We start from the raw sequence: 14,073 nt of genomic DNA, 5'->3' as shown, positions 1-14,073 counted from the left end.
CGCATTGCGGTTATTTAAACCAAAAGTGTTGTAATTTAATAAACTATCAATTATGCTATTTGTTCAAGGCAATTATGAAGCCGCTATCAATCTAAGTATTAATCAAACAAGGAAGAATCACATGATCAGAGATAGGGAAACTCTTAACCAAATCACCGAAACTATCCGCCAATTTGTTAGCAACCAATTAATACCAATGGAACATTGGGTAGCAGAAAACGATCGTCTTCCAGAAGACATTATTAGCCAGATGCGTGAGTTAGGGCTGTTTGGACTTACTATTCCTGAAGCTTACGGCGGGCTTGGCGTTACTATGGAAGAAGAGGTCACACTGGCATTTGAATTAGGGCGCACATCTCCTGCGTTTCGCTCACTAATCGGGACAAATAATGGTATTGGCTCATCTGGTCTAGTCATTGATGGTACCGAAGAGCAAAAACAAAAATACCTACCAAGGCTCGCCAGTGGTGAAATTATCGGCTCATTTTGTTTGACCGAACCAGAATCAGGTTCAGATGCTGCCTCATTAAGAACCACTGCTATTAAAGATGGCGATACTTATGTTATCAACGGTACTAAACGCTATATTACCAATGCCCCTGAAGCCGGCATATTTACTGTGATGGCACGTACTGATCCACAAAATAAAAGATCGGGTGGTATTTCAGCCTTCATCGTTGAGAGCGATACCCCTGGTATTACTTTGGGTAAAATTGATAAAAAAATGGGCCAAAAAGGCGCGCATACCTGTGATGTTATCTTTGATAATTGCGTAGTGCCTGCTGATGCGTTGATTGGTGGTGTAGAAGGTGTAGGTTTTAAAACCGCTATGAAAGTACTAGATAAAGGACGTCTACATATTGCTGCAGCGAGTACAGGCGCAGCAAGTCGAATGTTAGATGATGCCTTACACTATGCCGTTGAGCGTAAGCAGTTTGGTCAACCGATAGCCAATTTTCAACTTATTCAAGCCATGCTCGCTGATTCAAAAGCAGAGATTTATGCGGCTAAATCTATGGTGCTAGATGCCTCACGTCTGCGCGATGAAGGTAAAAATGTCGTTACTGAATCATCATGTGCCAAGATGTTTGCGACCGAAATGTGCGGCCGAGTTGCTGATAGAGCCGTGCAAATTCATGGCGGTGCGGGCTATATTGCGGATTATGGCATTGAACGTTTTTATCGTGATGTGCGCTTATATCGTTTGTATGAAGGCACTACTCAAATCCAGCAAATTATTATCGCCCGCAATATGATCAAAGAAGTTAGCGAGTAGTTGTCGTTTATTCGCTTACTGGTTATTTGATTACTAAAGAATATTTACATTCTCAAAGCGTATTGAGGTATTTGCTAGGACGCAGATGCCTGAGTCACGTCACCATGACTATAGTCTTTCATTCTCACAACAATAAGGATATAAATTGTGAAAAGTGCCGCTATAACTTCAGATTCAAGCTTAAGCTCTGTCCAGAAGCAACCTTGGAAATTGGCCTTCTTTTTTTGTTTTTTAGTTCTATTATGTGATGGAGCTGATATTGGTATTCTCGCCTTTACACTCTCAAGTCTAAAGCTAGAGTTTGGGTTGACCAATGTACAAGCTGGTGCTTTAGGCAGTTGGTCATTGTTTGGCATGGCAATCGGTGGATTTTTCGGCGGTTGGGCCTGTGATCGTTTTGGACGAGTACGTGTTATCGTGATTGCGACAGCGCTCTTCTCCGTGCTATCTGGTTTTAGTGGATTTGTGCAGAGCTATGAGCAGTTTATAGCATTACGGTTTACCGCTTGTTTGGGTCTTGGTAGTTTATATATTGCCACTAATACTTTAATGTCTGAAATGGTACCTACCAAACATAGAACGACTGTGCTTGCGATGTTGATGACAGGTTTTACTTTAGGGTCTTTAGTGATCACTAGCGTTTCTGCTTGGATTATTCCTAGTTATGGTTGGCGCACACTATACCTGTTGACGTTTTTACCTATTATTCTATCGATAGCAATGTACTTTCTTATACCTGAACCAAATTCTTGGAAAGAGGCACGTGCACTGAAACTCAGTGGCGCGAAAAACTCGCTGCAAAAACCTGAAAATCCTTATAAAGCAATATTTGAAAATCCAAAACATCGCATCATGTTCATTTTATGGTCAATGAGTTCAGGACTTTTACTGTTTGGTTATTTCGGGGTAAGCAACTGGCTACCTTCTTATCTAGAAACTGAACTGGGTATTAAGTTTAAAGAGATGGCTCTATATATGGCGGGTACCTATTTGACCATGATGTTTGCTAAAGTAGTGGCAGGTCTAGTGGCTGATAGAATTGGTCGTAAAATAGTATTTGCCTTCGGTACGATGGGCACCGCACTGTTTATTCCAATATTGGTCTATATGCATACTCCAGAAAACATCGGTTGGTTAATGATAACCTTTGGTTTCTTATATGGTATCCCTTATGCAATCAATGCCACCTATTTAACCGAAAGCTTCCCTACCGCTATTCGAGGTACTGCTATTGGCGGCGCATTCAATATCGGACGCCTTGGTTCAGTTATTGCACCTGTCGCTATTGGTTATATGGCCATGCAAAACTCTATCGGGGCGGGTTTATTACTTATGGCAGGCGCGTACTTCTTATGTGGCCTTATTCCAACTTTGTTCATCAAAGAGCAACAGTATGACCCACAAAAGGCGTAATATTATTCAATATATATACCGCACAGCGAAATAGCTTATAATAGCTGTATTAAGAATTTAACTACACTTTTAACTGTACCTTTAAGATAGTCTTATTAAAGGTGCAGACTACTATTAGCGTACAACCTTTTCTTTGTTTTTTTATAAAACACCCTAAGTAGTGTATTCTTTATAATGTTCACATTAACTTAATCGAGACTAATAAACCTTGTATGACTACTAATACCCTTGCTGACGAAAACTCTAATGAATCAACACATATTGAGCTATTAGAGCCGATTAGTGACATGAGAGATAAAAACGACAGGCAGTTTGTCACGGCTTTGGCCCGAGGATTAGAGCTGCTGCGTTGTTTTACCCCGCAACGTCCTTATCTCGGCAATCAAGACCTAAGTCAATTGACGGGGCTCCCTAAAGGGACGATTACGCGTCTTACTTATACCTTAGTCAAATTAGGATATTTAAAGCAATCGACCAACAGTAGTAAATATCAGCTTTCTGCAGGTGTGTTAGGGTTTGGTTATACTATGATGGCGAATATCTCTATCAACAATTTAGTCACACCGTACATGGAGGAGTTAGCGGATTATGCTAATAGTGCAGTTGCTATGGCAACCCGTGATCGTCTGATGATGGTGTATCTAAATGTAGTGCAAGGGTCTGGAACGACTACCATGCGACGCAATGTAGGCTCATACCTACCCATTCATTTAAGTTCCATGGGACGAGCTTGCTTAGCCAGTATGCCACCTGCTGAGCAAGAATTCATCCTTGATGCCATTCGTAGTAAGTACAAAGATGATTGGTTAAAGATTAGGCGAGGACTGGATAAAGCCTTTAAAGATTATGAGGATTATGGATATTGTTTTTCGATTAGCGAATGGCAAAAAGACGTCAATGCCGTCGCCACTGCAATGATGCACCCTACTGAGGGCTTACTGACTTTTAATTGTGGCGCGCCAAGTTTTGTTCTTAGCCGTACTAAATTAGAAGAAGACATCGCTCCTCGGTTGCTGCATATGAAGAATAATATCGAGGGCAACATTTATATAAGCTAAAGCGTTTTCTAATTAGCTCAAACAATCTTAAAAATTCAGAAAAACCGCTTACGAATTTATTGAACAAAATTTTAAAACATAAAAAAGCCCTTCAAGCCTTAATATATTATAGCTTGAAGGGTTTTTTGATTATTCCTGTATCGCTTTACTATGTTTAATCAACGAATATGCTGCTCTAGCCATTAACCCGTGTTGCGTAGACCTGCGGCCAAGGCATTGATACTACGGATTAATGGATCTTCAACGTCAAGCTCATCATGATCGACGACGCCTGTAACGTCTTTTTGTCTGGCACGTTTTAACAGCTCGATTTGTATATAGTTAATCGGATCTAAATAAGCGTTTCGCCACTGTAGTGAGGCGGCAAGGTTTTGCTGATTAGATAACAAAGACGTTTGATTAAGCAAAGAATTTAGACCTGAATAGGTCAAATCGTGCTCATCGATGACCGCTTTCATAATCTGTTCACGCAAAGCCTCATCTTCACATAACTGACTATAGGCATGAGCGATATTCATCTCAGACTTGGTAAAAGCCATCTCGATATTGCTGATAAATACGCTAAAAAATGGCCAATGCTTATTCATCTCCCTCATTAATTCTTCGTCTTCTTTGACGCTGTGTAGAGCACTGCCAACGCCATACCAAGCAGGTAAGGTAAAACGCGCCAATGACCAACCAAATACCCAAGGAATGGCCCGTAAAGTCGTTTTGCTTGGCAAGCCTTTTTTGCGATGCGCTGGACGTGAGCCAATATTTAATAAAGAGATTTCTTGCACAGGGGTCACCTGTGAGTAGAACTGATAGAACCCTTCAGTATTATCAGTCAGTTCACGATAACGCTGCTCACCTGCATCTGCCAAACGTGCAAAGAGCGCTTCATAATCTGGCAGCTCAGCGGGCTGCACAACGAATCTGGTAGAGCAGGCTTTCAGGGTACCCGTAATACCCATGGTCAGCTCGAATACAGCGGTATCGGTATTGGCGTATTTGGCATAGAGTACTTCGCCTTGTTCAGTTACTTTAATCTGACCATGTAGTGTACCTGCTGGTTGCGCTGCGATCGCGTTATGTGTTGATCCGCCACCACGACTCACTGACCCACCACGCCCATGGAACAAGCGCGTTTTGATACCGTATTCCTCAGCGATACGGTTGATGGTTTGCTGCGCACTATAAAGCTGCCATGCAGAGGTAATGATGCCGCCATCTTTTGATGAATCTGAATAGCCTAGCATGATTTCTTGGGTGTTATCTGAGTGTTGGAGCAGTCCTCGATAGAGTGGATTATCCAACACGGCAGGTAATATCTTGTCAATATTTTTAAGGTCTTCGATCGTCTCAAACAACGGCGCAACTGGTAAGTCAGCAGACAGTTGACCTGCATCATCAACCCTGCACAAGCCTGCAAACCGCATTAATAGTAGTACTTCTAATAATTGACTAGCGTTATTAGTCATTGAAATAACATAACTGCCAAAAGTCTCTTGCCCTACCAGCTTACGTAATGTCGCCACTGAGTTCATCAATGCCAATTGTTCACGTGTTTTATCAGTCAAGTTATCGGTATAGATGAGCGGTGTACCAGGCTTTGCAAGCAAGCGGGTTAGCCACTCTTGGCGCTCGCTTTCACTCAGGGTTTGATAGTCTGGCAAATTAGAGGCACTGGCAAAAATATCGGCAATCACTTCACTATGATAAGAAGACTCTTGACGGATATCGAGCGCGGCTAAATGAAAGCCACAGGTTTTTACCAGACGAATCATATCGAGCAATAATCCTTCTGCATGAGCAGTATCATGGCCATTCACACTCTGACGAATGATACGCAGGTCTTCTAACAGCTCTTCTGGGTCGGCGTAGGCATCTTTTTTAGCGTCACTATCACTACCTTTACTTTGAATAAGGCGATTAGTAGCGTTGACTTTAGTAAGGATTAAAGAAAGCAATCTACGATAAGGCTCATTGCCATAATCATCGAGATTATAATCAAAGACTCGTCTGTCGAGCTCATCGTAACTTTTGATTTTGGTATAGACCTCAGCTGAGACTGTTACAGTGGTATCGCTATGAATGAGCTGGCGGCGCAGTTTTTTGAGTAGTACTTGATAGTGACGCAACACGGTATCAGCATGCATTAGTACGGCAAGCTCTGTGGTCTCAAAAGTCACGAATGGATTGCCATCTCTGTCACCACCGATCCAAGAGCCAAAGCTCATAAATGCTGGTAATGGGTAGTCTGCTAGCTCTGGATAGATATCGATAATGGCTCTTTTAATATTACGATAAACCTTTGGAATGGCATTAAATAAACTGGCGTTAAAATAATGCAGTCCATTATTTATCTCGTCATAAACCAAAGGCTTACGTGTACGTACTTCATCAGATGACCATAACAAATCAATCGTTTGCGCCGTTTGTTCTTTCGCTTGCTCGTAGGCGAAACTGTCTTCATTAAGATTATTTAAAGCATCGCTATGAGTAAATAGACTTTGCAAGATATTCATCGTCGTACGGCGGCGAGCTTCAGTAGGGTGTGCGGTAAATACAGGAATAAATTTGAGTTGATCAATCAGCTCTTGCATCTGAGCAGGTTCAATATTGCGTTCACGACACTCAAGCAGGGTACGACGAAACGACCCTTCCCAGCTTTGTTCAGACTGGACACGCAGGGTATGACGTTGCTCACGTAAGTAATTTTCTTCACTTAGATTTGCTAAGAAAAAATAGATAGAAAAGCCACGTATGACGTTTTTTAAGGTTTGATTATCTAAAGAGGCAATGAAGTCAATAAGCTCCTGCTTTTGTGCTTCATTAGGCTCGCGGCGTTGTTGGATAAAACCTTTACGCAGTGTTTCAATGGTATGTACCGTCTGTTCACCAGATTGGCGAGAAATCGCAGCCCCTAAGAATGAGCCCAATAAGCTCATGCGCTCACGTAATACGTTGTTATCTATCATCATCCTTAACCTTCTCATAGAATTAATTGGCAAAATAGTCACACTGCTTTGAGGGTAATCTTTCTGCAGTTTTCTGTCATAACAGTTTATCGTCGTTAAAAATCACAATTTTAATTTCTTAACCTATTGTTATTTACTGTCATAAATCAACTACTTTCATTATTTTAGCAGCTCAAGCAATTTACCACATTAATCATAGCAAAACTATCGAACCTTAATGATATACAAAAGGCTCTAGGCTAGCAGGACTAACCTAACGGACTATCTCCATAAAATGCAACAGCCAGTTAAGTCAATATAATTTTGAGAAATCATTCAATGCTTTTGCATGGATATTGACAGCATTAGAACAGCGCTTTTAAATGACAACTCTTACGCAACTCCTAAGCAGGAGACAGTCCTTGATACGCTTTATTTAACAAATCTTTTAATTCCTCATAGTCATAATCACGAGGATTATAGTAAGGACTATCACAAATAATTTGCGCTACTTCAGCTGGCCCCTCTTCGGGTAAGCCAATGTCTTTTAATGCCAACGGAATCCCTAAAGATTGATTTAAACGATAGATTTCTAAACCGACCTCTTCACGGCTACTAACACTTAAAGCCTCTGCCAATCGATCCATGGCTTCAATATCAGCATTACGGTTGTAATGCACCGAATACGCAAGCGTAATAGCATGGGCTTCAGCATGTGGAAGATTGTATGTGCCACCCAAGGTATGGCAAATCTTATGATGAATGGCCATACCAACCGAACCTAGACAAACCCCTGCCAACCAAGCGCCATAGGTTGCCCTCTGACGTGCTGAAATATTCGTCAAGTCCTTTACAATTACAGGCAAAGCAGACTTTAATGCTTTGATAGATTCAATCGCCATGAGACTGACGATTGGGTTTTTATCGTCAGCATATAGCGCTTCTACCGCATGTGCCATGGCGTTCATACCTGAACAAGCTGAGATTTGCGCAGGCAAGGTTAGATTTAGCTCTGGATCATAAATCACTACTTTGGGTAGGATGTGAATGTCCTTACCAGTGGTCTTTAGATTGTTTTCAGTGATGCCATAAATAGTCGTCATCTCGCTACCTGCATAGGTAGTTGGTATGGCGACTATCGGCAAATGCGTCTTTAGAGCAATGGCTTTGGCAAGCCCAATCGTAGAGCCACCGCCCAAAGCCAGACAACAATCAATATCGTTTGATTGGACGAATGCTACCGCCTTGTCCGCGACTTCTACCAGAACATGCATCACAGCGTGCGGATACACGCCTACTGAAATCTCTTGTAATTGCTGCGATAACTTCTGACCCGCTTCTTTTTGACCAGGTGTCGTAATTACCAAAACTTTATGATAACCATGCTGTATCAAAATATCTTTGGCTTCAGCTGATTTACCGTTCCCAAAATGAACGTCGAGCGGTAAAGCTTGGTAATGAAAATCTTTCATAATATCATCCTGATTTAGAAAACAACTCTCACTGAAAATACGCTGGAATATCATTAGTATGAAGTATAAATCTTCTTACTTTCAACGTCTTATCAAAACCTCGACCATTTTTTTAAACATGATTGATGTATTTAAGAATAGCAATTAGCTTAAAGCTACGTCTAAAGAGAGATATCAAACGCTACGATTTCTTCAATAAATTTTGCTTCAAGAAGGGATAAAGGACGATGTTCATGCCAGAAAATATATACAGGAACATCGGCAATACCTTCCTTAGGTGGCAAACGTCTAAGTTTAGACTCCAGATGAGTAGCCGCAATAAATTGATCAGGCAAAGCGCCAATACCATATCCTGTATAAATCAGACGCACTGCCTCATCTAGATTATTAGTATAGGCACTAATACGTCCTGTTAGATCATGACTCTCTTTAAACACAGTGATTGGTGAGAGAACATCACCGATATCTTCACTATTAAAAGCAATAAAATCTTCTTTTAATAAACTATCAAAGCTCAATTCTTTTTCTAAAAAAAAAGGATGATGGTAGCCACAGTATAAATAATAGCGTTGATTGAATAGTAGTTCTTTATTGAGGTTCTCAGGAATACGTCTAGCCAAACAAATACCAATAGCAGGAGTTTTCTGGTTTAAGTTATTCAATATATCCATACTAGATTTGACAGTTAAATCTAACGTAATATTGGGATACTTTTTTTTGAAATACACTAAAAACTGATTATATTTTGGATTGTGTATGCGACTGACTACCAATAGTTTGACCACACCTTCTAAAAGATGGGAGTTACTGCCTCTCATTGCCTCAATAGAGGTAATCTCTGTAAACATCGTCTGAGCAATTTGGAGGCAGTAACGACCAATAGGTGTCAACTCTAGAGGCTTTGTATTGCGAATAACAAGCTGGCTTTCAAGCTGTTCTTCAAGTTTTTTGAGATTTTGACTAACAGCTGACTGGGTAATGTTTAATCGATCAGCAGCAGCACTAATACTTCCCTCTTCATATATGATAATCAACACGTGAAGTAGCGCCCAATTTAGACTATCTGCTAATTTTTTCTGCATCATGACCTTTTGAAGCCTATATGAGTAATCGAATGATTTAAAAGCTGGCTATCTATATCTAGATAGCCAGCTTTTAATTATGACGTCTAAATCATAATACAATATAAGCTAATAGATAGTGAGGATAATCCCAGTATGTTCTAAAAAACTCCCGTTTTTTTACTAGAAACACCCTACATTAAACTTAGGGCATAAGCTCCTCAGGATCAGTAAGCACATGCAGTAACACTGTTTTTTTATCCTTTAGGACTACTCGCATTGCTTCATCTACACTGGACTTAATATTTCTATTATTATCAATTCGTATACCATGTGCACCAAAGGCATTTGCTAATGCAGCAAAGTCAGGGTTTTGTAGCTGCGTACCCGATACTCTATCAGGGTAATGTGCTTCTTGATGCTGGCGAATAGTGCCAAACTGCTGATTGTCCATGAGGATAATTAAAACAGGTGCGTTATAGCGTATGGAGGTTGATAACTCTGCTTCATTCATCATGAATTCACCATCTCCAGTTACTACGACTGACAGACGATCTGGTGACTCTAACGCCGCGACAATACCTGCTGGCAAGCTATAACCCATCGCACCGTTTCTAGTACTAAGCTGACTTGGAAAGGTATGAGTGGGTAAATAACGCTGAGCCCATAAACAATGATTGCCTGCCCCAAAACTATACACAGCATCCTTCGGTAAGAGCTTAGTAAGCTCTCGGATAACTTCTGTCATATTGGCATAAGACTGAGAAGTATCATCTTGCTCAGCTTTTACCTCTGGAAATGCACAATCTTTTCTTTGCTGCTCATGGCAATAATTAAACCAGTCTTTACGAGAATCTGATCCTCCTATCTCCAACTTACTAATAGCTTCAACGAAGCTAATGGGACTAGCGACAATATGTTCAGTAACTGACCCACTATGACCGCGTAAACTGGTATCTAGATTGACAATATAATTAGGCTTATCAAAAGACTGTCGTAGACGATACCCATCACTTGCAACATCGCCCAACACTGTACCTATCGTGAGCAATATATCAGCATTTTCAATTAATGCTGCACAGTCATCGGAACGTCCATAACCTAGGTAGCCTGCATGTGCTGGAGAGTCAAAAGCAACTCGGTCTGAGGCGCGCCAATCATGAATAACAGGCAGATGATTATCTTCTGCAAACTTGGTTAGTTGCTTGGATGCATCAGAAGACCAATTCTGACCTCCAGCAAAAATCAATGGCTGCGAAGCCTTTGACAAAGCATCTCTAATAATATCAAGCTTGTCAGCAGCGATACAGCCCTCAGCTACCGGTATCACCGGATGCATCTGACCATGGAACTCCTGCTGGATAATATCTTCAGGTAATCCCACGACAACAGGACCAGGCCGTCCTTCTAATGCTGCATGAAAAGCCTTAGCCACAATTTCAGACGCCCTTGATACTTCGTCTAATATAAAGACACGCTTGCATTGACTGGAGAACCACTGATTAGGGTCAAATTCTTGGAAAGACTCCCGACCCCTATCAGCTACAGGGATGAGACCAACGAATAATATAAGAGGAACGCCATCCTGCCATGCAGTATGAATACCGGTATAGGCTTGCGCCGCACCCGGCCCACGTGTCACCATAGCAATACCTGGCTGACCGGTAAACTTGCCATGAGCATCTGCCATATAGGTACAGGCAGCTTCGTGACGACAGACGACCGTCTGGATATCAGCATCATATAATCCATCTAATACTGAAAGGTAACTCTCACCTGGAACAACATACGTTCGACTGACTCCGTGCAATTGCAGGCTATCTACGATTGCTTGACCACCATGAATGATGTTACTCATTTTAATCTCCTTAATATTATTTTCTTTGAGAATCAGGTAAGAACACTATTTATTTGCTCAAATATCAAATAGTAAAAAGTCCTAATAAATTAGCGATAAATAGCAAAGCAATTCCTGTTAAGAATATTAATCCCAAGATTGCCCATACGTTCATTAGCGTGGATAATTTTTTATGATCTTTAATCAATACATAGTTCAATCCGCCGACAATGGGTGCTGCAATAAAGGCAGCTATCATTGCAAATTTAAGCATTGAGCCCAGTTGACCAGTAAAGAAGATGATGATGATCAATCCTCCAACAATAGCGTAGGTTGTCCAAAAAAATATCTGTTTATTGGTAATCTCTTTATTACCTTTAAAAAGTCGTAAACATTCAGAATTTGCGCGCGCTGTTCCATCTGCGCTGGTGAGTGTAGTACCGAACATACACATGAATGCCACGAAAGCGACGAGGAATCTTGACCATTCACCGATAGTAGCTGTGTACATATTGATTAATTGACCAATGTAATCACTACCTGCCGTTTGAATCTCTTGACCAGAGCCGTATTGAACAAATACACCCAATGCCAAAAATACCAGTGCTAGAATAGTAGAGACGCTATAACCTACGTTGAAATCAATAAGCCCTTGGCGATGCGTCGTATTTTCGGCTTTAATTTTTGCCGATATCCACATCGAGTTAATAGCAGAAAACTCCATTGGCGCAGGCATCCAACCCATCAGTGCAACAAGAAATCCTAAAGTCGCTAAATCCCAAGGTGACGTTGCTACAAAATCTGCTGTCATCACGGTAGGTTTTCCAGCAGCGACAATAACGGCTATTAAAGATCCAAACGTTAGCGCAATGATAATCCACTTATTGACGCTATCTAGCAGCTTGTAATGTCCTGCGACCAGAAATACCCAAGAGATGCCCATGACAATGACAGATAGCGTAATAGTCGATAGCCCAAGGCTGTCAGGCAACATAAATCCTAAAATAGCAGCACAAAGCAAGGCAACAGCACCCGTGCCTACTACTGATGCAAACATAGATAAAAATAGATAAACACCCAAGTAAACTTTTGATTTTTTATAGTAACCAGCAATTAAAGACTCACCGGTACCATAGACATAATCGGTACCAAAGCGAAAAAATGGATATTTTAATAGGTTAGTTATGATTATGAGACCTGCAAGCTGCCAACCATAAGTTGCTCCAGCTTGAGTAGAGGATATTAAATGCGAGCCGCCAATAGCTGCCGATGCCAATAAAATACCAGGACCAAGCGTACGCCAGCTAAAATTTTTCTGCACATCGCTATTATTTAGAATAGAAGTTAATTGTTTAGACATAGAAACCTCACATTAATAATAGAAAATTTAATCTGACTATTAGTCGCACTCATTACTTTGGAATAAATGTCGCCATAAGCGAGCACGAGCACTTTTAGAATCGAAATCCTCATACCAAACATCCTTGTTGTTTTTAATTGAACAAAACTTAGCCAACTCCACTCAATTAAAAGATCTAAATCTCACTACTTGAATCGCTTGTTGCTAATGACACAAAAACAACTAGTAGCATCGAAACTGGCAGACCTACAAATACAGGATGTAAACCAAATGGATGACCAAGCACTTGCCAAATGACAGCTACAATTAAACCGACCCACATTGCGGTTGTACCGCCCAATCGAGTGGCTTTTTTCCAGAATAAACCAGCAACAACTGGTGCTAATAAGCTTGACACTAACATAGCAGCACCTGTCACAAATAAACTAACCAATTGAGGGATATAAAGGGCAAGTAGAAGTGAGAGGACAGAAACTGCTATGACAGATACACGACTGTATTTTAATAACCGCTTATCAAGATCAGGTGTCTCTTTTAGCCTTGGTCTAATAATATCGTTTGCAATTGAAGAAGCGCCTGCCATAAAGAACGAATCTGCTGTTGAAATAACCGTTGCGAGCAGGGCAATAATCATTACTACAACCATTGGGAAACTAAATACATCACTAATTACTGCGTAGTAAGTCAAGTTTGAATCAATTTCTCCCAAATTGAGTCCAAAGCGAGCCATAACGCCAATGGCAATAATCATAAAAGCGGTTACAGCACCTAAGATAATAGCAATCCAATACCCAGTTCTAGCTGTTTTAGCGCTTCCAGCAGCCCAGAACCTTTGCCATAAATCCTGTCTAACCATTTGGTAAGCACCAATAGTCAACAGATAAACGAACACCTCAGAAGGTGGAATACCCATGATATTCAAAAAATCAGGTTGATCAGACGCTGCTACATTAAGTTGCACTGCCTCTAAACCACCAGAAGCTATAATAACGATGACAAATAGAATAAAGATGCCGATTGTCTGTATCGTGCCATGAAATGCATCTTGCCAAATGACTGATTTCATACCACCAAAATAGGTCTTCAATGTCAGCATCACCCAACTGATTAAAATACCCGTGGTTATATCAAGACCCATAGTTAAATTGATGATAGTAGCAATAGCTACGAACTGTAATCCTGTTATTGCGCTATAAGCAACCATGGTACTGGCTACCGTAGGAATTCTAGCACCTTCGCCAAATCTTAAGACCGTAAAATCCGCAATAGTGACCATTTCATACTTTTCACCAAGCGCACGAATTCTCTTTAAGAAGAACCCAAGCATTACCACACCGGCAAGGAAAATCGAAAAATTTAACCACTGCTGACCCATTCCAAATAAAAAACCATTTTCCATAAATCCTAAAAGAGTAGCACCACCAACCGCAGTACCTACGAAGGTTAGTATAAGTGGGAATAGGGATACCGACCTTCCTGCAACGTTAAAATCATCGTAGGTTTTAATGCTCTTTTTATTGATATAAAGTGATACACCAAATAAGAAAAAGAAATATATAACAATTAAAAAGCCTAAAATTAAACGTTCCTGCGAATCATACATAGTTAACTCTCCCTGTATTTTCATACATCTTGCTTGTTGAAGTCCTTTCAACAG

The 14,073-nt window shown here is 40.7% G+C and carries 9 protein-coding genes; 3 read left to right on the top strand and 6 right to left on the bottom strand.

Going from position 1 to position 14,073, the window contains the following annotated elements:
- Positions 1–121 precede the first annotated feature (121 nt).
- The 3 genes from AK823_RS06810 to AK823_RS06800 all read left to right on the top strand — a co-directional run bounded on the left by AK823_RS06810 (position 122) and on the right by AK823_RS06800 (position 3,747).
- Complete coding sequence (locus AK823_RS06810) at positions 122–1,276, top strand: acyl-CoA dehydrogenase family protein (protein WP_068327631.1); 1,155 nt, start codon at positions 122–124, stop codon at positions 1,274–1,276.
- A 147-nt stretch (positions 1,277–1,423) separates the two neighbouring features.
- On the top strand, positions 1,424–2,689 hold the full coding sequence (locus tag AK823_RS06805) for an MFS transporter (protein ID WP_068035728.1): 1,266 nt from the start codon (positions 1,424–1,426) through the stop codon (positions 2,687–2,689).
- A gap of 212 nt (positions 2,690–2,901) precedes the next feature.
- A complete protein-coding gene (locus AK823_RS06800; protein WP_068327630.1) occupies positions 2,902–3,747 on the top strand; it encodes an IclR family transcriptional regulator in 846 nt (281 codons plus the stop codon).
- A 182-nt stretch (positions 3,748–3,929) separates the two neighbouring features.
- On the opposite strand, the gene ppc is transcribed toward AK823_RS06800, so the two are convergent.
- From ppc to AK823_RS06770, 6 genes are all read right to left on the bottom strand, one after another.
- Complete coding sequence (gene ppc / locus AK823_RS06795) at positions 3,930–6,710, bottom strand: phosphoenolpyruvate carboxylase (protein WP_068327627.1); 2,781 nt, start codon at positions 6,708–6,710, stop codon at positions 3,930–3,932.
- Between the two features lie 380 nt (positions 6,711–7,090).
- Positions 7,091–8,158 carry a maleylacetate reductase gene (locus AK823_RS06790; RefSeq protein ID WP_068327623.1) on the bottom strand — a complete coding sequence of 356 codons (1,068 nt, stop codon included), beginning with the start codon at positions 8,156–8,158 and terminating at the stop codon, positions 7,091–7,093.
- A 161-nt stretch (positions 8,159–8,319) separates the two neighbouring features.
- The gene (locus AK823_RS06785; protein WP_068327621.1) at positions 8,320–9,243 is read right to left on the bottom strand and encodes a LysR family transcriptional regulator; all 924 of its coding nucleotides are present in this window, start codon (positions 9,241–9,243) and stop codon (positions 8,320–8,322) included.
- Between the two features lie 181 nt (positions 9,244–9,424).
- On the bottom strand, positions 9,425–11,077 hold the full coding sequence (locus tag AK823_RS06780; protein WP_203226582.1) for a thiamine pyrophosphate-dependent enzyme: 1,653 nt from the start codon (positions 11,075–11,077) through the stop codon (positions 9,425–9,427).
- Positions 11,078–11,141: 64 nt separating this feature from the next.
- Entirely contained in the window at positions 11,142–12,416 is a 1,275-nt protein-coding gene (locus AK823_RS06775; RefSeq protein WP_068327615.1) for a divalent metal cation transporter, read from the bottom strand.
- Positions 12,417–12,591: 175 nt separating this feature from the next.
- Complete coding sequence (locus AK823_RS06770; protein ID WP_068327612.1) at positions 12,592–14,019, bottom strand: sodium:solute symporter family protein; 1,428 nt, start codon at positions 14,017–14,019, stop codon at positions 12,592–12,594.
- Between the last annotated feature and the right edge of the window lie 54 nt (positions 14,020–14,073).

Origin of the sequence: Psychrobacter sp. P2G3 (genome assembly GCF_001593285.1) — a bacterium.
Lineage (GTDB): Bacteria > Pseudomonadota > Gammaproteobacteria > Pseudomonadales > Moraxellaceae > Psychrobacter.
Note: the sequence above shows the minus strand (reverse complement) of the source record. Positions and strands in the feature narration are given on the sequence as shown.